This window comes from Arthrobacter subterraneus (assembly GCF_900099735.1).
Lineage (GTDB): Bacteria > Actinomycetota > Actinomycetes > Actinomycetales > Micrococcaceae > Arthrobacter_D > Arthrobacter_D subterraneus.
The window spans coordinates 183,478-208,858 of record NZ_FNDT01000003.1; the positions used below are offsets into that span (position 1 = coordinate 183,478).

The 25,381-nt window shown below is 64.7% G+C and carries 27 protein-coding genes; 6 read left to right on the forward strand and 21 right to left on the reverse strand.

Features of this window, described 5'->3' with window-relative positions; genetic code table 11:
- Positions 1-47: 47 nt before the first annotated feature.
- The 3 genes from BLS52_RS05730 to BLS52_RS05740 all read right to left on the reverse strand — a co-directional run bounded on the left by BLS52_RS05730 (position 48) and on the right by BLS52_RS05740 (position 3,896).
- A complete protein-coding gene (locus tag BLS52_RS05730; protein WP_090585068.1) occupies positions 48-1,142 on the reverse strand; it encodes an NADH:flavin oxidoreductase/NADH oxidase in 1,095 nt (364 codons plus the stop codon).
- The gene (locus BLS52_RS05735; RefSeq protein ID WP_090585070.1) at positions 1,142-2,140 is read right to left on the reverse strand and encodes a tetratricopeptide repeat protein; all 999 of its coding nucleotides are present in this window, start codon (positions 2,138-2,140) and stop codon (positions 1,142-1,144) included. Before BLS52_RS05735 ends, BLS52_RS05730 begins: the two co-directional genes overlap by 1 nt.
- A gap of 64 nt (positions 2,141-2,204) precedes the next feature.
- Positions 2,205-3,896: a DUF8094 domain-containing protein gene (locus tag BLS52_RS05740; protein ID WP_090585072.1), complete on the reverse strand. Its 1,692-nt coding sequence runs from the start codon at positions 3,894-3,896 to the stop codon at positions 2,205-2,207.
- Positions 3,897-4,127: 231 nt separating this feature from the next.
- On the opposite strand from BLS52_RS05740, the gene BLS52_RS05745 reads away from it, so the two are divergent.
- Positions 4,128-5,465: an AI-2E family transporter gene (locus BLS52_RS05745; protein WP_400582484.1), complete on the forward strand. Its 1,338-nt coding sequence runs from the start codon at positions 4,128-4,130 to the stop codon at positions 5,463-5,465.
- 24 nt (positions 5,466-5,489) lie between these two features.
- On the opposite strand, the gene BLS52_RS05750 is transcribed toward BLS52_RS05745, so the two are convergent.
- On the reverse strand, positions 5,490-6,275 hold the full coding sequence (locus BLS52_RS05750; protein ID WP_090585205.1) for an alpha/beta hydrolase: 786 nt from the start codon (positions 6,273-6,275) through the stop codon (positions 5,490-5,492).
- Between the two features lie 89 nt (positions 6,276-6,364).
- A complete protein-coding gene (locus tag BLS52_RS05755; protein ID WP_026545869.1) occupies positions 6,365-6,685 on the reverse strand; it encodes a hypothetical protein in 321 nt (106 codons plus the stop codon).
- 64 nt (positions 6,686-6,749) lie between these two features.
- Between BLS52_RS05755 and nucS the strand changes: the two genes are divergently transcribed.
- Together nucS and BLS52_RS05765 are read left to right on the forward strand one after the other, a co-directional pair.
- A complete protein-coding gene (gene nucS, locus BLS52_RS05760; RefSeq protein ID WP_090585075.1) occupies positions 6,750-7,445 on the forward strand; it encodes an endonuclease NucS in 696 nt (231 codons plus the stop codon).
- 317 nt (positions 7,446-7,762) lie between these two features.
- A complete protein-coding gene (locus BLS52_RS05765; RefSeq protein ID WP_026545871.1) occupies positions 7,763-7,966 on the forward strand; it encodes a cold-shock protein in 204 nt (67 codons plus the stop codon).
- A 104-nt stretch (positions 7,967-8,070) separates the two neighbouring features.
- Here the strand turns inward: BLS52_RS05765 and BLS52_RS05770 are convergent, their stop codons facing one another.
- The 13 genes from BLS52_RS05770 to BLS52_RS05830 all read right to left on the reverse strand — a co-directional run bounded on the left by BLS52_RS05770 (position 8,071) and on the right by BLS52_RS05830 (position 19,463).
- Positions 8,071-8,502, reverse strand: coding sequence for a DUF2550 domain-containing protein (locus BLS52_RS05770; protein ID WP_090585076.1), 432 nt, complete (start codon positions 8,500-8,502; stop codon positions 8,071-8,073).
- Positions 8,503-8,512: 10 nt separating this feature from the next.
- The gene (locus BLS52_RS05775; protein WP_026545873.1) at positions 8,513-8,797 is read right to left on the reverse strand and encodes a F0F1 ATP synthase subunit epsilon; all 285 of its coding nucleotides are present in this window, start codon (positions 8,795-8,797) and stop codon (positions 8,513-8,515) included.
- Positions 8,798-8,803: 6 nt separating this feature from the next.
- The gene (atpD, locus tag BLS52_RS05780; RefSeq protein ID WP_026545874.1) at positions 8,804-10,267 is read right to left on the reverse strand and encodes a F0F1 ATP synthase subunit beta; all 1,464 of its coding nucleotides are present in this window, start codon (positions 10,265-10,267) and stop codon (positions 8,804-8,806) included.
- Between the two features lie 80 nt (positions 10,268-10,347).
- Positions 10,348-11,241 carry a F0F1 ATP synthase subunit gamma gene (locus BLS52_RS05785; RefSeq protein ID WP_026545875.1) on the reverse strand — a complete coding sequence of 298 codons (894 nt, stop codon included), beginning with the start codon at positions 11,239-11,241 and terminating at the stop codon, positions 10,348-10,350.
- 86 nt (positions 11,242-11,327) lie between these two features.
- Positions 11,328-12,962: a F0F1 ATP synthase subunit alpha gene (gene atpA, locus BLS52_RS05790; protein ID WP_026545876.1), complete on the reverse strand. Its 1,635-nt coding sequence runs from the start codon at positions 12,960-12,962 to the stop codon at positions 11,328-11,330.
- Positions 12,963-13,066: 104 nt separating this feature from the next.
- Positions 13,067-13,882 carry a F0F1 ATP synthase subunit delta gene (locus BLS52_RS05795; RefSeq protein ID WP_090585078.1) on the reverse strand — a complete coding sequence of 272 codons (816 nt, stop codon included), beginning with the start codon at positions 13,880-13,882 and terminating at the stop codon, positions 13,067-13,069.
- Positions 13,882-14,433, reverse strand: coding sequence for a F0F1 ATP synthase subunit B (locus BLS52_RS05800; RefSeq protein ID WP_026545878.1), 552 nt, complete (start codon positions 14,431-14,433; stop codon positions 13,882-13,884). Before BLS52_RS05800 ends, BLS52_RS05795 begins: the two co-directional genes overlap by 1 nt.
- A gap of 50 nt (positions 14,434-14,483) precedes the next feature.
- Positions 14,484-14,687, reverse strand: a complete 204-nt coding sequence (gene atpE, locus BLS52_RS05805; protein ID WP_009356484.1) for an ATP synthase F0 subunit C — start codon at positions 14,685-14,687, stop codon at positions 14,484-14,486.
- 77 nt (positions 14,688-14,764) lie between these two features.
- Positions 14,765-15,589: a F0F1 ATP synthase subunit A gene (gene atpB, locus BLS52_RS05810; RefSeq protein WP_026545879.1), complete on the reverse strand. Its 825-nt coding sequence runs from the start codon at positions 15,587-15,589 to the stop codon at positions 14,765-14,767.
- A 75-nt stretch (positions 15,590-15,664) separates the two neighbouring features.
- Positions 15,665-16,000, reverse strand: coding sequence for a hypothetical protein (locus BLS52_RS05815; protein WP_245702706.1), 336 nt, complete (start codon positions 15,998-16,000; stop codon positions 15,665-15,667).
- Positions 15,993-16,490 carry a hypothetical protein gene (locus BLS52_RS05820; protein WP_090585081.1) on the reverse strand — a complete coding sequence of 166 codons (498 nt, stop codon included), beginning with the start codon at positions 16,488-16,490 and terminating at the stop codon, positions 15,993-15,995. The genes BLS52_RS05815 and BLS52_RS05820 overlap by 8 nt, the downstream gene beginning before the upstream one ends.
- Before the next feature lie 103 nt (positions 16,491-16,593).
- On the reverse strand, positions 16,594-17,610 hold the full coding sequence (locus tag BLS52_RS05825) for an MraY family glycosyltransferase (RefSeq protein ID WP_245702707.1): 1,017 nt from the start codon (positions 17,608-17,610) through the stop codon (positions 16,594-16,596).
- The gene (locus BLS52_RS05830; RefSeq protein ID WP_090585085.1) at positions 17,607-19,463 is read right to left on the reverse strand and encodes a polysaccharide biosynthesis protein; all 1,857 of its coding nucleotides are present in this window, start codon (positions 19,461-19,463) and stop codon (positions 17,607-17,609) included. The genes BLS52_RS05825 and BLS52_RS05830 overlap by 4 nt, the downstream gene beginning before the upstream one ends.
- 179 nt (positions 19,464-19,642) lie before the next feature.
- Between BLS52_RS05830 and BLS52_RS05835 the strand changes: the two genes are divergently transcribed.
- From BLS52_RS05835 to BLS52_RS05845, 3 genes are read left to right on the forward strand one after another with little or no spacing between them, the layout of a single operon-like run.
- The gene (locus tag BLS52_RS05835; RefSeq protein WP_090585087.1) at positions 19,643-20,542 is read left to right on the forward strand and encodes a glycosyltransferase; all 900 of its coding nucleotides are present in this window, start codon (positions 19,643-19,645) and stop codon (positions 20,540-20,542) included.
- Positions 20,543-20,546: 4 nt separating this feature from the next.
- Positions 20,547-21,512: a glycosyltransferase gene (locus BLS52_RS05840; protein ID WP_090585088.1), complete on the forward strand. Its 966-nt coding sequence runs from the start codon at positions 20,547-20,549 to the stop codon at positions 21,510-21,512.
- Positions 21,509-22,477 (forward strand): NAD-dependent epimerase/dehydratase family protein, encoded by a 969-nt coding sequence (locus BLS52_RS05845; RefSeq protein ID WP_090585090.1) that lies wholly within the window; start codon positions 21,509-21,511, stop codon positions 22,475-22,477. Before BLS52_RS05840 ends, BLS52_RS05845 begins: the two co-directional genes overlap by 4 nt.
- Here the strand turns inward: BLS52_RS05845 and BLS52_RS05850 are convergent.
- The 3 genes from BLS52_RS05850 to prfA are packed head-to-tail and all read right to left on the reverse strand — an operon-like array spanning position 22,404 to position 25,166.
- Positions 22,404-23,198 (reverse strand): L-threonylcarbamoyladenylate synthase, encoded by a 795-nt coding sequence (locus BLS52_RS05850; RefSeq protein WP_090585209.1) that lies wholly within the window; start codon positions 23,196-23,198, stop codon positions 22,404-22,406. The two genes, BLS52_RS05845 and BLS52_RS05850, sit on opposite strands and share 74 nt — an antisense overlap.
- Positions 23,199-23,211: 13 nt before the next feature.
- Positions 23,212-24,075, reverse strand: a complete 864-nt coding sequence (prmC, locus tag BLS52_RS05855; protein ID WP_090585092.1) for a peptide chain release factor N(5)-glutamine methyltransferase — start codon at positions 24,073-24,075, stop codon at positions 23,212-23,214.
- A 14-nt stretch (positions 24,076-24,089) separates the two neighbouring features.
- Positions 24,090-25,166, reverse strand: coding sequence for a peptide chain release factor 1 (gene prfA / locus BLS52_RS05860; protein ID WP_026545884.1), 1,077 nt, complete (start codon positions 25,164-25,166; stop codon positions 24,090-24,092).
- Between the last annotated feature and the right edge of the window lie 215 nt (positions 25,167-25,381).

Consider the following 25,381-nt stretch of genomic DNA (forward strand, 5'->3'; position numbering starts at 1 on the left):
GGTCCACGCTAACAACGGCGCACGTGCGCCTTCGTCATCCGAAAGGACTAAAAACCGCCCGCACGCTGGTACTGGGGTGCCCACGGCAGATCGGCGCCGAGCTTGTCGGCCGCCCTCGCCCACCAGTGGGGATCCCGCAGCGCGGCACGCGCGATCAGCACCGCGTCCGCTTCACCGTTCCGGATCACCCCGTCCGCAACCCCCGGATCATTGATCAGGCCGACAGCGCCGGTGGGTACCCCGCTGTGCCTTCGGACCTGTTCGGCAAGGTGCACCTGGTACCCGGGCTCGGCGGGTATGACTGCATCAGGAACAGCTCCGCCTGAGGAAACGTCGACAAAGTCCACACCGCGCTCGGCCGCTGCTGCGGCCAGACGCCCCGAACTGGCGCCGTCGAGGCCTCCGTCTACCCAGTCCGTCCCGGAAATTCTCAGCAGCAGCGGCATGGAGTCCGGAAGGACTTCCCGGACTGCGTCGATCACAGCCAGGGTGAGCCGGAACCGGTTTTCCTCCGATCCACCCCAGCGATCCGTGCGGGAGTTCACGAGAGGACTGAGGAACTGGTGCAGCAGGTACCCGTGAGCCGCGTGTATTTCGACCGTGTCGAAGCCTGCCTGGACTGCCCGGGCCGCAGCGGACCGGAAATCCTCGATCGTGGCGAGGATTTCGTGTTCCGTCATGGCCCGGGGCGGAGCATAGCTGCCGAACGGCTCGCCGGTAGGTCCCACCGTCTGCCAACCGCCGTCGCCGGCCGCAACAGAGCCGCGCCTGCCGCTGAAGGGCCACCAGGCGGACCCTTTGCGCCCGGCGTGCGCGAGCTGGACGCCGATCTTCGCGTCCACCGCGCCGTGCCGGTGCACAAAATCGGTGATACGCCGCCATGCCGCCGTATGTTCATCGGTGTAGAGCCCGGTGTCGCGGGGACTGATCATTCCGGCGGCGTTCACGGCGGTGGCCTCGGTGATGATGAGCGCTGCGCCGCCTGCGGCGAACTGGCCCAGGTGCATCAGGTGCCAGTCATGGGGAACCCCCGGCGCATGCACAGCGTCCGCGGAATACTGGCACATTGCCGCCACCCACCCACGGTGCGCCAGGGTCAGGCTGCGCAGCGTAAGTGGGGAAAACAGGCCCGTGTCAGCCATCAGAACAGGGCCCTCGCCAGCGCGCTGCGCGCCTTGTTCACTCTGGGATCGGTAGGGCCGATGATGTCGAACAGCTCCAGGAGCCGCACCCGTGCCGCTTCCCGCTCCTCACCCACAGCACGCGCGATGAACGTGGTGAGCCGCGCGAAAGCATCCTCCACGTGTCCTCCCGACAGGTCGAGGTCTGCCACCGCCAACTGTGCGTCCAGGGAGTCCGGCGACTCTGCGGCGGCAGTGCGCACGGCCGTTGCGTCAGCGTCCTGCAGCCGCTGCATGAGCTGCACCTGCGCCAGCCCGGCTTTCGCGTCCGCGTCGGCGGGCTGTTCGGCCAGCGCTTTGCGGTAAGCCGCGGCTGCAGCCTCATAATTGCCCGCCTCGATTGCGTCGAACGCCTCCTGGTGCAGCGGCGGAAGCGGTGCTTCAGCCGGCTCACCCGCGGTGTCCGGCTCACCGGCAGGAGCGTCGTTCAGGGAGCCGCTCACGCCGTTGGCCTGGGCGACCTTCAGAAGCTCATCGACATAGGTCCTGATCTGGGGTTCTGCGAGCACTCCCTCGAACAGGGGTACCGGCTGTCCTTTCAACACCCCGACGACGGTGGGCACGCCCTGTGCCTGGAACGCCTGGGCGATCCCGGGTTGGGTCTCGAAATCCACGCGCGCGAGCAGGATCCGGCCGGCCTGTTCCACCGCGATTGCCTCGAGCACGGACAGAACCTGTGCCGACTGGTCGCTCCAGGAAGCACCGAGCGCAACGATCACGGGCACCTGCGCCGACAGCTGGACCAGCTGCGGGAAGACCTGCTCGGTGACGTCGACAATATAAGGACTGCTGCCGGGGGCGGCAGCCGCGGGCGCCGGGTTCGCTGCACCCGGTCCGCCCTGGGCACCGGCCGGCGCGTTGGCTGATTGCGCCCGGGACTTCAGCGCGGACAGGTCGACAGCGCCGCGCAGGTTCATCGACGACGGCGCGGGGCCGCCCGGAGTGTTGGGAGTGCTCATGCTTTCACCTTATTACTGAAGCCGACATCAATGGACAACTCGAATCCGTCCGGGATTCTCCGGGTCAGCGCAGTTCTGCAGAGAGCAGCTGCTGCGCAGCGCCGATCACGGTGATCTTCTGATCGCTGCCGGCCGCCGGAACGTACATCATGACCGCCTCGCCGTAGCGCACATCAATACCTTCCTCCGTGGACTCCTCACCCGTGAGGGTCTCGTAGACCGTGCCTTCCAGCGCGATCGAATCGCCGGGTCCTTCGGGAACGCTGCTGTAGGTGTGGTCGAGGTATCCGAACACCATCGCTCCCCCGTCCCCGGTGGAGATCGCCCTTGTGTGCTCGGGCACGGGCTTGTGGGTGAAGGTGATGTCTGCGGAGTCATTTCCTGCATCGGCCACCACATCGGACTGGAAGGAAGTGATCGCGTCCGCGAAGGAGTTGGGCTCGAAGGTTGCCGCGTTGCGCCCCTCCGGCTTGGTCAGGTAATCCGCGATGGCGGCGACCGCGTCCTCGGGAGAGGCAACAAGCTCCTCACCGCCGTCGACGGGCAACATCTGCAGCCCCTCCGGCGTCCCGGCCGTGGGGAAGGTGGTTCCCGGCAGCATCTGGATCGACGAAGTAAGCCTGTAGTTCGACCGGGGATCATCCTGTACCAGTACCAGCGCCTGCGGGACCGGATTGGACTCTCCCTGGGTGAGCGCGACGACGGTGCGCGGCCACTCACTGCCGGTGGGGATCATGCTGGTGAGGACGGGATCCGCTGCCACAGGGGTGGGCGCTGCCACCTCGTCGGCCTGTGACCGGACTGAATAGTTGGCGGTTCGCAGCGAAGCGGCCGCACCGGCAACGCGGGACTCAAGCAGTGTTGCGTCGGCCGCGGCGTCGGCCTCCGCCACCGTGGTGGCCACGGATGCCAGAATCCGCTCAAGCTGGGTTTCCAAAATCACGGGGTGCTGTTCCGCAGATTCCGCTTCAGCCGATCCGGAAGGCGCTGCGGGTTCGGTCCCGGTGGCGTGGCCGGCCGCGGTTCCGGAAAGCCCGAGCGCGACGGTGAGTCCGAGGGCAGCCAACGGCCGCACCGGGTGGGCCGTGAAGCTGCTTCCCCGGGGGCCGCGGCGTCCCTCGTTCCGGGCACGGGCACGGGTGCCCGCGGCAGCCGGGTCGCGGCTGGGCCTGCGCGGCTTCGTGAAGCCAAGGGCCACACCGAGAACCAGCAGGAGTGCTCCGACGATGATCAGCGGGACGGCCCAGGGAGTGGCTGTGTCATTGGGGCTGGTGATGGAAACTGCAGTCGGCGCGGGAGTTTCACCGTCCGCGGCGATGAGGATCGACCACTCGCCCTCCCCCGGGTCCAGCCAGCGGTGGGTCAATGAACCGTCAGCGGTTTCCTCGCTGGTCCAGAGATCGGCACCGCTCGGATTTGGAACGGTCTCCTCGCCCTCGGTGAACTCGGTGGCCAGCTCTTCCTCGCCGATACCGGTGACGGTCAGGTGCGCGGCATCCGCCACCCAGGCGTCGACGTCGGACGCCCGCCCGACCGCGAGAGTAAAGGTACCCTCGGACTGCACGCTGATGTCGATGTCCTCAGCGTCCCCCTCCTTGGCGCCGGCATCTATGACCGTCACCGGGCCGCTCTGCGCATCGGCGGGGACCGAAACCGTCACCGTTTCCGGCGGTGCCCACCAGGTGAGCTGGCCGATGCCCAGCAGTACCAGCAGCGCGCCGATCGCCATGACGGGAACAGCAAGAGGAAAGCGCACTCGAGAAACCTAACGTTGAAATGGGTGGGCCCGGGTGAGCCGGGCTGGCGGGACTAGATCCCATCGTAACGAAGATGTCTCAACGGAACCTGAGCGTCAACGCCACCGCACTTCCCAATGGCCCGGACACCGCCGGCGACTCCCGCGCAGCGCGTTCCGGTCCTGTTAGTGTTTCGCTAGTTGAGCAACCGGTGTTGACCGTGCCGACACGCAAACGAAAGCGGACCATACGTGAGTGAACGCGAAGACGTGCCGATCAGCGAGCCCCTGCCCCGCCCGGCGTCGTCAGTGAACCAGACGCCGGAAGAACCCGGCGCAGAGGAGCCGGCACCCCGAGTGGAACCGGCCCCCCGAGTGGAGCCGCGCCGTCGGGGACTGGGGCCGGCCATGACCCGGCTGCGTTCCATGGTGCCGGTTGCTCAGCCCCGGCCGCGCTTCGAGTTCCCGCCGGAGCGCGCCGGCAGGGTTCCCGTGGACGAGTCGGTAAGCATCGGCGATGACCGGCTCAAGTTCGGTGGTGCGCAGCCCCGCTCCATGCGCCAGCACCCGATCCACTTCGGGTTCATGGCCAGCGTCGGGGTGGGACTGGCACTGCTTGCGTATTTCATGATCACCAACGTCGGTCAACTGCTGGTCTGGATCGGCGCCGCGCTGTTCATTGCGCTCGGCCTCGACCCCATTGTGCGCTGGCTTGAAGGGCGGAGGGTTCCGCGTCCGGCAGGGATCACGCTGGCCCTGGTGATGCTGGTCGGCATCATCGTCGGGTTCTTCGCGGTGCTGATCCCCACGATCGTCTCCCAGACCGGCCAGCTGGTCGAGCGGGCTCCGGGCTACGCGAGCGACTTCCTCGCCTCCGATTTTTTCCAGACGATCGACCAGCAGTTCCAGGTGCGCGAACGCGTCACGGATGAGGTCGACAAGTTCTTCGCGGACTCCGAAGCAGTCGGCGGGATCTTCGGCGGCGTGCTTGGTGTGGGCACTGTCATCCTCAACAGCATCTTCGGGGTGCTGGTCATTCTGGTGCTCACTCTGTATTTCCTCGCCTCGCTGCCGGGCATGAAAAAGTGGGCATACCGCCTGGCGCCCCGCTCCCGCCGCGAACGCGTGGAGCGGCTCGCCGAGGAGATCACGAGCAGCGTCGGCAACTACGTCATCGGCCAGGCGTGTGTGGCCCTGCTGAACGCGTCCTTTGCCTTCATCTTCATGACTATCGCTGACGTTCCGTTCTCGGTCCTGCTCGCATTCATTGTGGCGATGCTGGCGTTCGTTCCGCTGGTCGGCGCGGTGATTGCCGCCGTCGTCGTCAGTCTTGTGGCCCTCACCGCCGGGTGGCAGACCGCGGCACTGTTCGCAGTGCTGTATGTGGCCTATCTGCAGGTGGAGGCATATTTCATCTCTCCCCGCATCATGCAGAAGGCTGTGGCGGTACCCGGTGCGGTGGCCGTCATCGCGGTGATCGCGGGCGGAAGCCTTCTTGGCGTGCTGGGTGCACTGATCGCCATTCCGCTGGCCGCCGGTGCCATGCTGCTCCTGAAGGAAGTCTTCATCGCACGGCAGGACAACCAGTAGCCGTCAGCTCCGGCGCGGACGGCGTCACTCGGCGCGCGCTGTGGGCCCCGTCCATTCAGTGGGCAGCTCCACCGCCCTGCCGAGTACGACGCCGGCAATCTCCTCAAGCGCCCGGCTCACGTACTTTTCCCCCACCCAGAGATGCTTGGCGCCGTCCACGCCCACCACGCGTGCCTGCGGCACCCGCGCAAAACGCTCGGCAGCTTCGGGCGGCTGAAGGTAATCGTCATGCTCCGGCACCAGCACATGGAGGGGAAGCTCTGCCTGCGCCCACGAGTCGAGGTCAGCGTCGGACGCACGATGCAGCGGCGGTGACAGCAGGACAGCGCCCTCGATGAACTCGGCGACCGGCTCCCGGGCACCGTACTTGAGGCACAGCTCCGTACCGAAGCTCCATCCGACCAGCCACACGTTTTTCAGCCCCTGCTCCACGACCCACCGGACCGCGGCCTCAAGATCATGCCGTTCCAGGTTGCCGCCGTCGAATTCACCGTCACTGCAGCCGTGCGGTGAGCAGGTACCCCGGGTATTGAAGCGCAGGACGGCGATGTCCGCCAGCGCGGGCAGCCGGAAGGACGCCTTGCGGTAGACGTGGGAGTCCATGAAACCGCCCGCTGTGGGCAGGGGATGCAGTGTCACAAGCGTGGCCGCCGGCTCCCTGTTCTCCGGCGCGGCAAACTCACCGACCAGGGTCAGGCCGTCCGACGTGGTCAGCTCGAGAGCTCGCCGCTCGGCCGGCAGAACCGTGCCTGCCCTGATTTCGGATGGTTCGGAGCTGTCGGAGAACTGGTACGCAGGCGCTGCACTCATCATCCAATGCAGTCTACTGAAGCCGTGGAGTGCCTGCGGAACCGCGACGGCGCAGCTGGCCACAGGTACTCACGCCGCGGCCAATCCAGTCAGCCGGATCGCCGGGTACGCCAGCAGGTCAGATGCCAGTGGCGCCGGTCCGCCAGCGCGGTTTCCGCACCGAACAGGGAGTCCTCCTGCCAGGCCACCAGGTGGGCAAGACCGGGCGGAATATCCCGGTGGCACCCCGGACAGACATAGTACTTGGCGGCATTCCGTTCGGTGATCCGCCTGACTGACCAGACGCCGTCGGGCGCTGATTCCCTGGTGGGGATGCCGGCCCGGGCGCGCTCAAGATCCAGCTCCGGAGCCTCGGACCACTTTCGCCGCGACTGCCCGCGGGGTCTGCGCGGCTGATTGGAACGGGGCATGGATCCAGTCTGCACCGGGTGCGCTGTGAACAGGAAACCCGCCGGTGCCGGTAAAGTGCCAAGGGTGCGTCTAGTCATTGCCCGCTGCTCCGTGGATTACATCGGACGTCTCCGTGCCCACCTCCCGCTCGCTACCCGGCTGCTGATGGTCAAGGCCGACGGGTCGGTGCTGGTCCATTCCGACGGCGGCTCCTACAAGCCGCTGAACTGGATGAGCCCTCCGGCCACCCTCCGGATCGTCGAGCCCGCCCCCGAGGACGCGGAGCTGGGGGTATCCGAGACCTGGAACGTGCAGCACGCCAAGAGTGACGACCGCCTGGTGATCAGCATCCATGAACTCCTCCACGAAAGTTCACACGACCTCGGCGTGGATCCCGGACTGGTCAAGGATGGTGTGGAGGCTGACCTGCAGAGACTGCTCGCCGAACAGATCAACCTCCTCGGAGACGGTTACTCCCTGATCCGCCGCGAATACATGACGGCAATAGGCCCTGTGGATATCCTCGCCAGGGACGGCCAGGGACGCACGGTGGCGATTGAGCTCAAGCGGCGGGGTGATATTGACGGTGTGGAACAGCTGACCCGGTATCTGGAGCTGCTGAACCGGGATCCGCTGATGGCCCCCGTGCGGGGAGTCTTCGCAGCGCAGCAGATCAAACGCCAGGCGCGGGTACTTGCCCAGGACCGCGGCATCGACTGTTTAACGCTCGACTATGACGCCATGCGGGGCGTTGACGACGTCGATTCCCGCCTCTTCTAGCGTTCGCGACAAGGCCCCGGCAGCGCCTGAATTCGCTTTGAACCGGTTACCTGAACCCGGAACTTCCGCAATAGCCGAATTTCCGCTTAACAATCGGTTTATTCACCGGATTGTCCGTTGACCAGCCCATACGGCTATGTGATGCTTATTTCAGTCTTTGTGTACGTGGTTTTTCATGCTCGCAAGACAGGTTGCGAGCGTGAAGCTCCTCGTCAGTGCAGGGTCATTCTTGTCCTCGATGGAATTCACGCGGAGTAACTCGCGGCCGGCATACAGTGTGCCGGTCAGAATATGTTCCATTATGAGGAGAAATATAAATGGCACAGGGAACCGTCAAGTGGTTCAACGCTGAAAAGGGATTCGGCTTCATCACACCGGATGACTCCGAGGGCGACGTCTTTGTTCACTACTCGGAGATCCAGACCGGCGGATTCCGCACCCTTGATGAGAACCAGCGCGTGCAGTTCGAGATCGGTCAGGGCGCCAAGGGCCCCCAGGCCACCGGCGTCACCGCGCTGTAACTCGTTTCCGCGTAATAGTGACGGCCCCCGCAATCCTGCGGGGGCCGTCACTGCTTAAGCTGTTCTGCTGTGCCTGATGCGGTTCTGCTGTCAGATTCGGCCGCTTACCGCCAGGTACCGATCCCAATGACCGGACCGGCCTCCAGCCACGATGACAGCCCGGCGTACACATCGAACTTCATTGCCAGCAACACGTCGGTCCCCTCATAGCTCAGCGAAACGATGATTGTGCCGGGCTGGACCTGGGCCTTCTCCTGCTCGGAGGGCTCACGCCAGCCCTTCAGCTCGAGCGAGCTCCGAAGGTAGCGGTGCCTGGGACGCGGGCTGAGGGACACAAGACGAAGCCACTCCAGATGCTTGTCCGTATAGCGACAAACCCCCATCCGCCATCCCCGGTCAGGGAGGCGAATGGAGGCGTCAAAGGTTCCGAGTGCAGTGCGCAGCTGGTAGCGGCGGAGGCAGAAGGCGCCGATCATCAGCACGAGCAGTGCGCAGAGCACCGCCAGGGTGATGAACGTGATTCCGATGCCGTCCATCAGGGTTTCGCTACTTGGTGTCTGCGGTCACTGAACCGCCAATCCTGGCATTGTCGGCAACGATCACCACGCGGTTGCTGTCCACGGAGAAGAAACCGCCGTCGACACCAACCGTGAGTCGTTCGCCGGAGACCGGCTGAATGGCAAGTTCGCCTTCGGCGAGGATGGCAAGCACCGGTGAATGGCCGGGAAGAATGCCGATTTCCCCGTCAGAAGTGCGGGCTTTGACCATGGTTGCCGCACCGGACCACACGAAGTGGTCCGCCGCGACAATTTCAACTTCAAGTTCAGCCATGGGGGCTTACTTTCCGCTCTGCTCTTGGATCCGCGCCCACTGACGCTCAACGTCATCAAGACCGCCGATGTTGAAGAACGCCTGCTCGGCGATGTGGTCGAGATCGCCATTGCAGATCGCGTTGAATCCCTCGATGGTGTCCTTGATGCTTACAGTCGATCCCTCGACACCGGTGAACTGCTTGGCAGTGTAGGTGTTCTGCGAGAGGAACTGCTGGATGCGGCGGGCACGCGAGACCACGATCTTGTCTTCTTCGGACAGTTCGTCAACACCGAGGATGGCGATGATGTCCTGAAGTTCCTTGTTCTTCTGCAGGATCTGCTTGACCCGTACGGCGGTGTTGTAGTGATCGTGACCGATGTACTGCGGATCGAGGATACGCGAGGTAGAGGTCAACGGGTCGATCGCCGGGTACAGACCACGCGACGCAATCTCACGCGAGAGTTCCGTGGTCGCATCGAGGTGCGCGAAGGTGGTTGCCGGCGCCGGGTCCGTGTAGTCATCCGCGGGGACGTAGATGGCCTGCATCGACGTGATCGAGTGGCCCTTGGTGGAGGTAATGCGCTCCTGCAGCAGGCCCATCTCGTCAGCCAGGTTGGGCTGGTAGCCCACAGCCGACGGCATGCGGCCCAGGAGGGTCGACACCTCCGACCCGGCCTGGGTGAACCGGAAGATATTGTCGATGAAGAGGAGAACGTCCTGCTTCTGGACGTCGCGGAAGTACTCAGCCATCGTGAGAGCTGACAGCGCAACCCGAAGACGCGTTCCCGGCGGCTCATCCATCTGGCCGAACACAAGGGCAGTGTCCTTGAGAACACCGGCTTCTTCCATTTCAACCCAGAGGTCGTTGCCCTCACGGGTACGCTCACCCACGCCGGCGAAGACCGAGGTACCGCCGAAGTTCCGTGCCACACGGGTGATCATTTCCTGGATGAGGACCGTCTTGCCGACGCCCGCACCTCCGAAGAGCCCGATCTTTCCACCCTTGATGTAGGGGGTAAGCAGGTCGATGCTCTTGATTCCGGTCTCGAGCATCTCGGTGGAACCTTCGAGGGATGCGAAGGACGGAGCCTTGCGGTGGATCGGCCACCGCTCGGTGATTTCCAGCTGCGACTCGTCGACGTCAAGGGGCTTGCCCAGAACGTTGAAGATGTGGCCCTTGACGCCGTCACCGACCGGAACGGAGATGGCAGCGCCGGTGTCCTGCACCGTCGTGCCGCGGACCAGGCCGTCGGTTGCCTGCAGGGAGATGGCGCGCACCAGGTTGTCGCCCAGGTGCTGCGAGGTTTCAAACGTGATGGTGCGCGTCTCGCCGTTGAGGGTCACCTCGGTGGTCAGCGCGTTGTAGATGGCGGGAATGGCGTCAGCGGGGAACTCGACGTCGACAACCGGGCCGATGACACGGGCTATGCGGCCGGTCGCGCCGGGGGCAACTGAGTCCGTACTGTTCTCAACAGTCTGGGCAGTCATCTCTCTCACTTCATTCGGTAGATGGCGTGGTGCTAATAATAGTGCGTTGGGAACCCGGAGGGGTCCGCGGAGGCCGGGGGTCAGGACGCGCTGAGCGCGTCCGCACCCGCCACGATCTCCGAAAGCTCCTGCGTGATTTCCGCCTGGCGGGCGGTGTTGCGAAGGCGCGTGTACTTCTTGATCAGGTCGGTGGCGTTGTCCCCCGCCGACTTCATGGCCCGCTGGCGTGCTGCGAGCTCGCTCGCGGCAGCCTGGAGCAGGGCCGCGAAGATCCGGGACTCGATGTACCGCGGAAGCAGTGCATCCAGAACCCGCTCGGGTTCGGGCTCGTATTCGTAGAGCGGGAGGAGATCGGACTCGCTGCCGGCTTCCTCTTCCACAACCTCCAGCGGCAACAGCCGGACCACCGTGGGCTCCTGAATGACCATCGAACGGAAACGCGTGTAGACAACGTGGATCTCATCCACGCCGCCGTCTTCGAAGTCCGTTCCGAACTGGTCAAGCAGCACCCGGCCGATCTCACGCGCGGTCTCGAACTCCGGCGCATCCGTGCCGCCGGTCCACACCTGCTCGTAGGACCGGCCACGGAAATCGAAGTAGGCCTGGGCCTTGCGTCCAACGAGGTAGGGCTTGACTTCCTTGCCCTCCTCACGGAGCAGCTCAAGAAGCGACTCCGCCTGCTTGAGCACGGTCGCAGAGTAGGAACCTGCCAGCCCCCGGTCCGAGGTCATGATGAGCACTGCCGCCCGCCGGATCTGCTCCGGTTCGGTGGTCAGCGGGTGGTCAATCTCGGACTGCGACGCAACAGCGGAAACTGCACGGGTGATTGCATTGGCATAGGGCAATGACGACGACACACGCGCCCGGGCCTTACCGATGCGAGAGGTGGCGATCAGTTCCATCGCCTTGAAGATCTTCCGCATCGACGTAGTCGACACGATCTTCTGGCGGTAGACCCGGATCTGGGCTCCCATACTTGTCCTTTCCTTCGTAGTCCCTGGAAGGCACTACGGCTCAGGCTGCGGGCGTCCGCGCGCGGTGCGCGCTTTCGCTCGAGCCGTTAGCGCTTCTGCTTGACGATCTTTTCCTGGTCCACAGCGCCCTCGTCGAGCGGGCTGTGCTCCTCGTGCCCTGCGACCAGGCCGTCGTGGCCCTCACCGAAGAATCCCTGCTTGAAGTCGGTGATCTGCGACTTCAGCTCATCCACGGTGGAGTCCTCAAGCTGGTTGGTCTGTGCCAGCGTGGTCAGCACGGAGGACTTGTGACGGAGATGCTCGAGGAACTGCGACTCGAACTTCCGGATGTCCTCGACCGGAACATCATCAAGGTAGCCGTTGGTTCCGGCCCAGATGGAGACGACCTGCTCCTCGACGGGGAACGGCGCGTACTGGCCCTGCTTGAGCAGTTCCATGAGGCGGGCGCCGCGGGTCAGCTGCTGGCGGGACGCCGCATCCAGGTCCGAGGCGAACATGGCGAATGCCTGCATGTCGCGGTACTGGGCGAGGTCGAGCTTCAAAGTACCCGAGACCTTCTTCATCGCCTTGACCTGCGCAGCGCCACCGACGCGGGAAACCGACACACCGACGTCGACGGCCGGCCGCTGGTTCGCATTGAACAGATCAGACTGGAGGAAGATCTGGCCATCGGTGATGGAGATGACGTTGGTCGGGATGTAGGCAGAGACGTCGTTTGCCTTGGTCTCGACCAGCGGCAGGCCGGTCATCGAGCCGGCGCCCAGCTCATCGGAGAGCTTCGCGCAACGCTCCAGCAGGCGGGAGTGCAGGTAGAACACGTCACCGGGGTACGCCTCGCGTCCCGGCGGGCGGCGCAGCAGCAGCGAAACTGCGCGGTAGGCCTCAGCCTGCTTGGAGAGATCATCAAAAATGATCAGGACGTGCTTGCCGCCGTACATCCAGTGCTGGCCGATGGCCGATCCGGCGTAGGGCGCGAGGTACTTGAAGCCCGCGGGGTCCGAGGCCGGAGAAGCCACGATTGTGGTGTATTCGAGGGCGCCCTTGTCTTCGAGGGTCTGCCGCACGGCCGCGATGGTCGATGCCTTCTGACCGATGGCGACGTAGATGCAGCGAACCTGCTTCTGGACGTCACCGGAAGCCCAGTTGGCCTTCTGGTTGATGATCGTGTCAACCGCGATGGCAGTCTTGCCGGTCTGGCGGTCGCCGATGATGAGCTGGCGCTGTCCGCGGCCGATCGGGATCATCGCATCGATGGCCTTCAGGCCGGTCTGCATCGGCTCGTGCACAGACTTGCGCTGCGTAACGCCGGGCGCCTGGAGTTCCAATGCTCGACGCGACTCCGCCTTGATCTCCCCGAGGTCGTCGATGGGCTGACCCAGAGGATCAACCACACGTCCAAGGAAGGCGTCGCCCACCGGAACTGAGAGGATCTCCCCGGTCCGGTGTACTTCCTGGCCTTCCTCGATCCCTGTGTAGTCACCGAGGACGACGACACCGATTTCACGGGTGTCGAGGTTCTGGGCGAGGCCCAGAGTGCCGTCCTCGAAGCGCAGCAGCTCATTCGCCATGACCGAGGGAAGACCCTCTACCCTGGCAATGCCGTCGCTTGCGCTCGTTACGCGGCCCACTTCGACCCGCTCGGCGTTTCCGGGTTCGTAGGACGCCGCGAACTCGTTCAACGCATTACGGACGTCGTCGGCGTTGATGGTCAATTCGGCCATCTGCAGTCCCTGCTCTCCTGTGTTGTGATCACCGCCGGTAAGCGGCGACCGGTGTTGTTTTCGTCTGTATCGAAGCTAGCTTCAGCGGAGCCGTAGCTGAACGGCTAGACAGCCATCTTCCGGCGGAGTTCAGACAGGCGGGTTACCGCCGTAGCGTCCACCACTTCGTCTCCGACCTTCACCCGAACGCCGCCCACGAGGGAGGGCTCCAGGTTGACATTGATCTTGAGGTCCCGGCCATACAGCGCGTTCAGCCCTGCCTGGAGACGTGCAAACTGCTCATCCGACAGCGGACGGGTGACGCTGACGTTGGCAATCCACCGCTCCTGGCGAAGCGCGACAAGCTCAATGAACCGCTGAACGAGTGCGGACGGCTTCAGACCCCGGGGCGAAAGCACCGCCTGACGGATCAGGAGCCGCGCCTCGTCTCCCGCAAGGGGAACAAGCTTCAGGGCCAGCGCCACTTTGGCGGACCCGTCAGCCTGGGGCTCGGACAACGCCCGCTGAAGCTCATGGTTCGATTCAACGACACTCAGGAAGGAGAAGAGGTCATTTTCCAGACCTTCCAGTCCCTGAATCCCCTCGCCCCTGTTCTCGGCCACAGCGATAGCGACTGTTGCGGCGAGAGTTTCGAGTGCATCACCGAGATCACGCGGTTTGGCCCAGCGACGGGCAACCAGCCCCCGCACAATTTCTGCTGCTTCCGGCGAGATCCGTCCGGCGAAGAGCCGGGTTGCCAGGGCAACCCTGTCCTCGCTCGGGCGGTTCGGGTCCGTGAGGGCTCGGCGGAGTCCTGCATTTGTATCGAGTGCATCGAGGGCGCCGAAGAGTTCCTCCGCCAGCGTCAGTGATGCTGAGCCGAGACGGAGTTCAAGCTCCTGCCGTGCCTCCGTGAGGGACTGGCTAGATACGCCTGCCATTACTTGGCTGCACCTGCGCTCTGGGTAGCGGACTGCTCCTCCAGGTCAGCGAGGAAGCGGTCAACGACGCGAGCGGAACGCGCGTCATCGGCCAGGGACTCACCGACAATTCGGCTGGCCAGCTCGGTGGCGAGAGTACCGACCTCGGCCCGCAGCGCGACCACTGCAGCCTGGCGATCGGCCTCGATCTGCGCCTCGGCCTGGGCCGAGATGCGGTTCGCCTCCGTGACAGCCTTCTCCTTGAGCTCCGCAAGGATCTGGGCGCCCTCGGCACGTGCCTCCTCGCGGATGCGGTTCGCCTCGGTACGAGCATCGACCAGCTGCTGCTTGTACTCTTCGCGTGCGGCGTTGGCTTCCGCCTGCGCGGCTTCCGCCTTGGCGATGCCGCCCTCAATGGCTTCAGTGCGCTCTGCAAACGTCTTCTCAAACGCCGGCATCACGAACTTGATAACGATGTACATCAGTACAGCGAAGCCCGCGACCGTAACCAGCAATTCCCACAGGTTCGGTGCGAGGGGACTTTCAGCTGCAAGTATGACTGCGCTATCCATGTTTCACCCGTCTTTCTACAACTAGTCTGTTTGGTTGACCAGCGACTCTTCTAGAGAACGAAGGCGAAGACCAGACCGAGGATGGCGAGGGCTTCGGTCAGTGCCAGACCAAGGAATGCGATCGGCTGCAGCACGCGCTGTGCCTCCGGCTGACGAGCAACACCGTTGATGTACGCGGCGAAGACCAGGCCCACACCGATACCACCGCCGATTGCGGAGAGACCGTAACCTACGAGGTTCAGATTGCCTTCCATTTTTTTCCTTTCAAGATGCCGCTATGCGGCAGGTTGGTTGGGATCATCCCCAGCGGGGAAGACTTTGTTACGTGTTGTTAGTGGGCGTCCGCGTGGAGCGCGCCCTCAATGTAGATCGCGGCCAGCAGGGTGAAAACGTACGCCTGCAGAACCATGATCAAGGCTTCGAGCATGTACATCGCGACCGCACCGCCGAGAACCAGCAGGCCGGTTCCCTGCAGCAGCACGTTCCCCGACAGCGTCATGAATTCGATTGCGCTGCCTGCCAGCATCACGATCAGGTGACCGGCAAGCATCGTCGCAAACAAACGGAGTGAGTGAGTGACCGGACGGACAAGGAAGTTCGAGATGATCTCGATCGGAACCACCAGCGGCATGATGTACCACGGGACGCCAGAGGGAACCACTGCCAGCTTGAAATAGCGCAGACCGTGCTTCTTGACGCCGACCGCAATCCACAGGAGGTAGAAGATGGCCGCAATGGCGTAGGCACTGCCCGGATGGGAGAAGCTCGGAATCTGAAGCAGCGGGATGGCACCGAAGATGTTGTTCACGAGGATGAAGAAGAACGCGGTGAACAGCCAGGGCACGTACTTGAGGTACTCACGTCCGCCGATGATGTCCTTGCCGATGGAGTTGCGCACGAAGCCGTAGGCGGCCTCACCCACGAACTGCAGTTTCCCGGGAACCAGCTGCCCGCGGCGGGACGCCACGTAGAAGAAGGCGCCGATCAGGATAACGGAGAGGATGACCAGAAGCATCTGCTTACCGAAGCCCGGAGCAAACCACACGCCGTACTCGGTATTCCACGGGAGAATGTTCGGCGGATGCGCCTCTTCGATCGTGGGTGGGACAAAGCCCTCTTCAGTGGTGGTTTGAGCGGGGAGCGCAAGCGCGATCAACGCGTTTCCTCTCTGCAGTGTCCATCGTTGGGCGTAGTTGGATCGGGCACAGCATTACTGCTCCGACAAATGAAGTTATTCGACATTGCTCTGGGAACCTTCCTCCGGACCGTGCTTGCGTTCCGGCACTGGGCCGGCACCGGTGGAGCTGGAACGGGTGAGGTTGTGCTTGTAGGAGAGATAGAAACCGCCCACTGCACCCAAGAGGCCTCCGGCGAGCACGAGCCAACGCATTCCCAGGAGATTGTCCAGCCCCCAGCCTATCAAACTCCAGACGATGATCCCGCCAACGATGTAGCTGAAAACAGCGATTCCATCGTTGTAGCCGGCTTCGCCATACCTTCCGCGGGGATCGCGGTCCGACGGCTTGCCGGGCACTTCCCCACCGGTTCCCGGAACGTTTTCAGGCATGTCCGTCAACCGCCCGCTGGCCGGAGAGCGGCGCCCCGTCGTCGTCGTGATAGAGCTGGTGGCGCGCCCTGGCGAACACGGCAACCTCGATGATCTGCCACAGCACCACCGCCCCGACTGCAGACCCGAAGAACCAGGTGCGATCGAGCCACTGCGGTGCACCGACAAAAAAGAGGACAGCCGCGAAGCCGACCACTTTGATCGCGTAGGTGACGACGAAGATCCCCAACGCTCCGCTTGGGTTGGAACGGCCCACAAAGTGGCCGATCAGCAGACTGACCCCGAAGAAAAGCGCCACGACCGCATAACCGAAAGCGGCACTTGCGGCGGCACCGCTTCCATGCAGCATGAACGCGACGGCGGCTGCCACTATCAGGGCCGCGCCCGTTCCGGCGACGCAGCGCAGCAGGATGTGCAGCCAGAGCGATGGGGTGGGCCCGGAGGCGGAAACACCGGAGCCACGGGCGCGCGAGGCGTCAGGTGAGATCATGGGATTTCCGTCCATCACAGGTGGGTGGCGCCGGCGGAAGCTGCCTGGCTACTCCTGAAATTCTACAACAGATAGAAATCGCACCCTCCTGTAGTTGCTCAGGTTAACGATCGGCTGAAGCCGACCGTCGGAGCCGTGCCAGGATCACCGGCGAGTAGATATAGAGGGCGACGACGGCGGCCGCAAACAGGGAGCAGGCGATGGCGAGCGGCGGCGGAGCGGTAGCGAGGATGAATCCTGCCACTCCAACCAAGGCGGAACAGACCGTCACCACAAGCGCGGACTGGAGGTGGGTCAGACCGACATCGGTGAGTCGCTGATAGACATGCTCACGGTGGGATGCATACCAGCGCTTGCCCGCGCGGACCCGCCGGAGGAAGGTGAGGAAGGTGTCGGCCAGGTAGATCAGTACCGGGGAGAACAGGTATTCGAGGTACACGCCGGCCAGCAGACCGGCAACCGCCATTCCGGCGATGGAAGCGCCGAGCAGGTAGCTGCCGACGTCGCCCAGGAAAACGAATCCCCGCCCGAGGTTCCAGGGCAGGAACCCGGCAAACGCCGCCGCTACGACGAGGCCCGCAACGGTCAGCCAGAACTGGCCCACCATGGTGCCTGCCACGGAGTAGAAGATGCCTACCAGGACTCCGTGCAGCCCTGAAATACCGTTGATGCCGTCCATGAAGTTGGCGGCGTTGATGTAGGCAGCGACTGCAAGTGCCCCAACGGGAACCCACCAGTACGACTGTTCGATGGTCCAGGCAAGTGCCAGAGTCCCTACCGCTCCGATCATCAGCTGGATCAGCGCCCGGGACCTGATGGACACTCCCCGGTAGTCCTCGATCCAGCCGAGCAGGGCGGCGGCGGAAAGCATGAACAGGACAATGAGCACCACCGACCGGTCAACCGGAACCAGGCCCGTCAGCACGGACAGTGCAAGCCCGACGACGATTCCCACCGCCACCGTGATGCCCACCCCGCGGATCACCACAGAATGATGGGATGACCGTTCGTTGGGGATATCCAGTACACCGAGCCTGTGCAGGATGGGCTTCAGGACGAATGGCAGCACCAGGCTGAGCAGCAGGGAGGTACCGACCACGGTCCAGAGCAGCATGCTCATGCCCCCTTTTCGGCCGGCGGAACGTTCTCGGAGTACACCTCGATACCGCCCTTCACTTTCCAGTCGCGCAGGTTCAGCACCGCCGGATCCAGCGCGGTGACCCGCGTGTGCGAAATCTTGGGATGGAGGGGGCGTGCGTCATCCTCGTCGATTCCCACCAGGTCCTCGTGCAGTTTCTCGCCCTTGCGCAGACCGGTAAAGACGATGTCGATGTCCTTCCCTGACATGGCAATCATGCGGCGGGCGACATCGAGGATCTTGACCGGCTCACCCATATCCAGGATCAGGACCTCTCCTCCCCTGCCGATCGCCCCTGCCTGAATAACCAGCTGGCAGGCTTCCGGGATGGTCATGAAGAAACGGGTGACCTCCGGATCGGTGACGGTGATCGGCCCGCCCACGCGGATCTGTTCGGTGAAGAGCGGGAGCATGGATCCTCGACTGCCGATCACGTTCCCGAACCGGACGGAAACATATTTCCTGCCTTCGGCACCGGCAGTCCAGGCGGTCAGCTTTTCGGCAACCCGCTTCGAGTGACCGAGGACGCTGGTGGGGTTGGCGGCCTTGTCGGTGGAAATATTCACGAAATTGCTGACTCCGGCCGCTTCAGCGGCCCGCAGGACGTTGAGGGTGCCGAGCACGTTGGTCTTCCAGGCTTCCTCGGGGTACTGCTCGAGCAGGGAAACGTGTTTGAGCGCCGCGGCGTGGAACACCACCTCGGGAGCCCGGTCGAGAAAAATGTCGCGCAGCGTGTCCGCGTCCCGGATGTCCGCCAGGACCGTATCCCTTCCCGTGAGCAGTCCCCTGCCGGTGAGGGAGATCTGGGTTGTCTGCAGCCCGGTTTCGTCGCGGTCGAGCATGATGAGTTCGGCGGGCCGGAATTCGGCGATCTGCCTGCAAAGTTCGGATCCGATGGATCCGCCTGCACCGGTCACCAGCACGCGGCGCCCGGCGATGTAGCCGGCTACTTCATCCGCGCGGATGTCCACAGGGCGCCGGCCGATAAGGTCTTCGACCGCAACGTCCCGAAAATCAGCCAGCCCCTTCTCTCCGCCTGCCAGCATGTCGCGCAGCGGCGGGAGCACCAGGACACGGATGCCGAGCCCGTCCACCAGGTCCGAGACGCGCCGCACCTGGGCTGCTTCGACATCCGAGAACGCAATGACAAGGGCGGTGGCCCGCGTCCGCCGGGCGATTTCGGGTAGGTCCTCCAGCCTGCCCAGCACCGGAACCGTGGCCAGCCGCAGGTGTTTCTTGGCCGGATCATCGTCGATCAGCCCCACCGGGAAGTAGGGCGAGTCGCGGTCCTGCATCATCCGGGTGACAAGCGATTTGCCGAGGAAACCGGCCCCATAGATGAGCGTGCGCTGGGCGTCGTCGCCCGGCTTGGCCTTGCTCTCCACGTACATCCGTTTCAGATACCGCGTGGACGCCATGAAGATGCACGCAAACGGGAAGGCAATGATTGCCACGCTTCGCGGGATCTGGATAACGCTGATGAAGGCAATGCTCACCAGCAGCAGGATGACCGAGACGATCACCGTGACGATGACGAGCAGCCTTGCCTCGTGGAAGCTGCCGAATGCATAGCGTCCCCGATAGAGGGCGAAGCTTATGCCCACAATGAGCTGGGACACCACGGCTACCGCGCAGAAGATCACCACGCCCGGAACGTTGATCTGGTTCACCAGCAGCTCCAGGCGCAGGATAACTGCCAGGAAGACTGCCACAATCCAGGCGAGGGAATCGAAAGCGTACTGGGACCACAGCCACAGTGCCGGCTTCTCCGTCTTGCCGGCGGAGCCGTCCCGATTCACGCGAGCCGCGGAATTCTGGTTGTCCGTCTGTGTCATGATTCCTTTGGATGGAGCCTGTAGCGCGGTCACGCCACCGTCGGATCCTGGGCGAAGTGACCGCCTGGGCCGTGTAATAGACTTTCCCTACCCGAGAATACTAGCCCGAGTGATGCGCGCTCTCCGTGACCACCTCACCGAGTTCCCACGCGCCGCGCAGGCTGGCCGAAAGGACCGTTTTGCAGGAAACCGTGGCTGTAGCGGCAGTGACTTTCGACAGGCCGGATGACGTACAGACACTCCTCGAAGCTCTCTCGCGACAGGATCATTCCATCGCCTCGGTGGCCCTCGTCGACTCCGGCACCCAGGACGTTGCCGCCCTGGCAGCGGGCTCGGATGCTCCCGTCAACTACATCCGTTCTGCCACCAACCTCGGCGGCGCCGGCGGATTCTCCCTCGCCATTCTTTCCGCGATGGCCAGCGGCGCCGAGTGGATCTGGATCATGGACGACGACGCGCACCCGGAAGACACGGGCGTGCTCAGCAGCCTGCTGGCGGCCGCCCGCAGCCGCAACCTCGACGTCGTCGTCCCGCTGATCGTAGCGCCGACCGACTCGTCCCGGCTGTCCTTTCCCTTCCGGGTTGAGGGGCGAACCACCCATGACCGCGCTCAGGTGGAAAAGCTCGGCTTCATCCCGGGCACGGCGCAGTTCTTCAATGGCGCCCTGATCCGCTCCGATGTCTTCTTCCGCGTCGGGCTTCCGGACCTGCGCCTGTTCATCCGGGGCGATGAGACCGACTTCATGCTGCGTCTGCGCCGTGCCGGGATCGCCTTCGGCACGGTCACGACCGTTGCCCTCAGCCATCCTCCGGGATGGGCCGAAGTCCAGCAGGTACTGGGCGACAGGCTCCACGTCCTGGTTCCCGAGACAGAGTTCAAGCGCTTCTACTTCTTCCGGAACCGCGGGCACCTCACCCGCCGGTATCTCCGGGTGCGGTCGCTGGTCGCCGATGTGGTGGGCTACCCGGTGTACTACCTGCGGCGCGGCGACGTCCGCGGACTCACATCCTGGGCCCGGGCCTACCTGGCGGGGGTGCGCGGGCGAAGCTTCGGTCCGCCCTCGGACTTCGGGTTCTGACCCGGTGACCGCCCTTCCGCCGGTCACCGTGGTGGTGACCACTTTCAACCGGGCCGGCTATCTAAGCCGCCTGCTCGAGTCGCTGGGCCGCCTCGATCCCGCTCCTGCCGCCGTCGTCGTCGTTGACAACGCAAGCACCGACTCCACCGCAGAGGTGCTGGAGGCCGCCGCCTCCTCGCTGCCGGTTCCGTTGACCGTACACCGGCTCCCCGCAAACGTCGGCGGTTCCGGCGGTTTTTCCGCTGGTGTGGAGCGTGCCCTCGCCCAGGGCGCCACCTGGCTTTGGCTGATGGACGACGACGTCGAAATCCTGCCCGGCGCACTCGCCGCCTTCGCTCCGTGGCTCGGGAAGTACCGCTGCCTGCACGGCCGGCGCCTGGACCATACCGGTGAGCCGTTCTTCTGGCAGCACAGGTTCAATGATTTCCTCGGCGTGCACTTTCCCGTTCCCGGCAATGTATTCGCCCACGCGCCGGTCTTCCGTACCAACGTGGCGTGCTTCGAGGGAGTGATGCTGCACGCCGACGTGGTCCGCGAGGTCGGGCTGCCGGATCCACGCTTCTTCATCAATGGGGATGACACCACGTACGGCTGGCTCATCTCGCAGCGGGAGCCAGTGGTGTACATCGATGCGTTCGTGCTGCGGAAGGCCCGGCCGCAGAAACAGATCGATCTTGGCCTGCGTCACCTGAACGACTCAAGCAACCTGGGCCGCTACTGCGGGATGCGGAACCGCGGCCACCTGGCGAGGTATCTCATGGAATACGGAAAGTTCAGCCGCGCAGGATTTGCTCTCGGCACCGCGCTGACGGCGGCGAAGGAAATCCTCAGGCTGGCCGCCGTTGAGCATACGCTGTCCGGCGTGAAGCCGCTGTGGAACGGCTGGCGGGAATCCCGCTTCATCCTGCGGGATCCGGACTGGTCACCGATGCCCACGCTGGCCCCCCGTCCGACGGACGCGGCCTCATGAGGTGGTCAGTGATCGGAGGCAGCGGCTTTGTCGGCGGCGCTGTGCTGAAGACGCTCGCCGGAGCGGGCGAGGAAGCGCTGCCGGTCCGCGCCCCGCGCGTGGCCTCTGCGGCGCGGACGCCGCTGGAACTGCTCGCCGACGCCGACCGGCAGGGCGCCGTCGTCGATCTGCTGGCCCGCGAACTGGCTGGCAGCGCGGTGGTGGTCAACGCGGCAGGCGCCGCCGCTCCCCGCAGCCCGGAATCCCTCCAGCTCACCGGTGCCAACGCGCTGCTTCCGGTGCTGATTGCCCGGGCGTGCGCCACGGCAGGCGTTCCGCGGTTTGTTCACCTCAGCAGCGCGGCTGTGCAGGGACACCGCCCGGTTCTCGACGAGTCGCCGGACACCGCTCCCTTCTCGCCGTACTCGCGCAGCAAGGCCCTCGGAGAGCGGGCGCTGCGGATGATTCCGCCGGGCGGACCTGAGATCATCTCGGTCCGTGCCACTTCGGTCCAAGGCATTGAGCGGCCGACGACGGCGGCACTCGCCCGCTTCGCAGCCTCGCCCCTTGCCTCGGTCGCCTCCCCCGGCACAGCGCCCAGTCCGGTGGCGTCCGTCGATGCGCTGGCAGAACTGGTGCGGACGGTGGGATCCCATGAGGGTCAGCTGCCGCAGATTGTGCTCCAGCCCTGGGAGGGTATGACCGTGCGGACGGTGCTGGAGGCAACCGGCGGCACGCCCCTGGTTCTCCCCCGCTCCCTGTGCCGCGTCGTCCTGCGTACCGGGTACACCGTGTCAGCCCTTCTCGGGGAGCGCCTGCACGGGTCCGTCAGGCGCGTCGAACTGATGTGGTTCGGCCAGGATCAGGTGGCCGGTTGGACGGCTGAAGAAGGCGTCGTCCTGCCGTCGAGGGTCAGTTCGATCCTTGAGGAGGCAGGTGCCCGTCGGCGCGGCCGGCGCCAGCCGAGGGGTTCCGGGCAGGAGTAATGTCCTCCGGGTCCCCGGTGGCCGGGCTTCCGGTGGCAGGGTTCCCTGCCGGGGCATCAGTCGCCTCAGTGCCGGTCCCCAGAACCACCCCGGGGACCACAGCACGCAGTTCCTCGAAGGAGATCACTCCTTCCCGGACCACGATCGGCAGGTCGCCGGTGGTATCCACGATGGTTGAGGCGCCTGCGTCGGCAGAGCGCGGCCCGTCCTCAAGATAGACCTCGACGGCGTCGCCCAGCTGCTCATACGCCTCGGCTGCAGTGGCCGCCGCCGGCTGCCCCGTGCGGTTCGCCGAGGAAACCGCAAGAGGACCGGTCAGGATGAGCAGGTCCAGCGCGACGCGGTCGTCCGGCATGCGCAGTGCCACGGTTCCGAAGGTGTCGCCGAGGTCCCAGCTGAGCGAGGGTTGGGCGTGGCAGATGAGGGTCAGGCCCCCGGGCCAGAATTCCTCGGCGAGGCGGCGCGCCTCAAGGCTGACGTTCACGGCGAGGCCGTCCAGGGTCTGCACACGCGGAATAAGAACCGGAGGCGGCATGCTGCGTCCCCTGCCCTTGGCTGCCAGCAGCGCGGCAACAGCCTGCGGAGCGAAAGCGTCGGCAGCGATCCCGTACACCGTGTCGGTGGGAATCACCACGCACTGCTGTGAAGCGAGCGCGCGCTGGGCGCGCGCCAGCCCTTCACTGCGCTCGGTCGGATCGGAACAGTCAAACATGGCACTCACGCCAGCCATCCTTTCACTTCCTGCCGTCCAACGGCATATCGGTTCGCGTGGCCGACGTCGCACGGTCGCGGCCGGAAAGGTCCTGGTGGGTGAGGACCGTTGTCCAGGAGGGGTCTGCACCGAGTATTGCCGCGAGCGCTGTGGCCTGCACCTCGGCATGTTCCATCACAAAGTAACCCCCGGGCTTCAGGAGACGTGCGGCAGAAGCCGCGGCCGCGAGCGGGAGGCGCAGACCATCGGCGCTTCCTCCGTAGAGCGCCATGTCCGGATCGTGCTCAGCCACCTCGGGCTCACGGGGCACAGCCTCGGTGGGGATATAGGGAGGATTCGACACCACCACATCGAAGGTTCCATTGTGTTCGGTGAGCGCCTCCGCGTAGTCCGCCCTGACCAGGGTGACGCCGAACGGCGTGAGATTGCGTTCGGCCCAGGCGAAGGCCAAGTCGCTCAGCTCGACGGCGAAGACGAGCGCATCCGGCACTTCCTGCGCGACTGAGCCTGCAATGGCGCCCGACCCCGTGCCGAGGTCGGCAACCCGTGCACCCGGAATGAGCCGGGCAGCATCGATGGCGAGCTGGGCAACCGTCTCCGTCTCGGGACGGGGAATGAAGACGCCGGGTCCCACGGCGAGCTCCAATCCGCGGAAGTAGGCGACACCGGTGATGTGCTGGAGCGGCACCCGCCGGGCACGCTCCGCAACCAGTTCTCCGAACCCTTCCGGAGCGGCCGCCCCGACAAGGGCAAGCGCCCGGACCCTGCCGACGCTCTCCCCCAACAGGTGTGCGGCGAGGAGCTCTGCGTCAGCCCGGGGACTCGGTACGCCGGCGTCCGCGAGGGTAGAGACGGCAGCGCGCAGGGCTTCGTCCAGCGAGTCCATGGTGTGCGGCGGGCTTAGGCGTCGTCGCCGATGGCATCGAGCCGGGTCTGCTCATCGAGCTCGATGGCTGACTGTACTACCGGCTCCAGTTCGCCGTTCATGACGGCGTCAAGATTGTAGGCCTTGTAGCCGGTCCGGTGATCGGCGATCCGGTTCTCCGGGAAGTTGTAGGTACGGATGCGCTCCGAACGGTCCATGGTGCGCACCTGCGACTTACGGATATCGGAGTTCGCGGCGTCGATCTCTTCCTGCTTCGCGGCAAGGATGCGTGACCGGAGTACGCGCATCGCCGCTTCGCGGTTCTGCAGCTGCGACTTCTCGTTCTGCATTGCAACCACGATGCCGGTGGGGAGGTGGGTGATGCGGACCGCGGAGTCGGTAGTATTCACTGACTGCCCGCCGGGACCCGAGGAGCGGTAGACGTCGATCTTGAGATCATTCTGGCTGATTTCGACCTCTTCCGGCTCATCGACCTCCGGCAGCACCAGCACTCCGGCAGCCGAGGTGTGGATACGGCCCTGCGATTCAGTGACGGGGACACGCTGGACGCGGTGGACACCGCCCTCGAACTTCAGGCGTGCGTACACGCCCTCAGCGGGATCGTTGGATGAACCCTTGATGGCCATCTGGACATCCTTGTAGCCGCCGAGGTCGGACTCGTTGGCGGAGATGATTTCCGTCTTCCAGCCCCGGGATTCGGCGTACCGGGTGTACATGCGCAGCAGGTCGCCGGCGAAAAGGGCAGCCTCGTCGCCGCCTTCGCCGCCCTTGACCTCGATGATGACGTTGCGGGCGTCGTTGGGGTCGCGTGGAATGAGGAGCCGGCGGAGGCGTTCCTGTGCAGCGGCCAGCTGCTGTTCGAGCTCGGGGATCTCGGCGGCGAACTCGGGGTCGTCGGACATTTCGCGGGCCGCCTCGAGGTCGTCCTGGAGGGCCTTCCAGCGCGTGTGCGCTTCGACGATGCCGCTGAGCTCGGCATAGCGCCGGCCAAGTTTGCGTGCCAGTGACTGGTCAGTATGTACGGCCGGATCGGACAGGCGGACCTGCAGGTCAGCATGCTCATCGAGCAGGCCCTGTATGGACTCAAACATGACGGACACAACCTCTTTCTGGCCTTTCAAGCCAGTCTAGATTAGGGCGAATTCCCCGGACTTTTGAAGCGACGGCGGCTTAACGCCGGAAGCCGCTCGAGACATGCCGGCCAGGGAGCGTTCGACGACTCCCAACCTTCGCAAGCTCAGGTCGGGGCCCTCGTCGTCTCTCTTACGGGCCTGGCACCACCAGCAGGGGCGGGGCCGGCATGTCT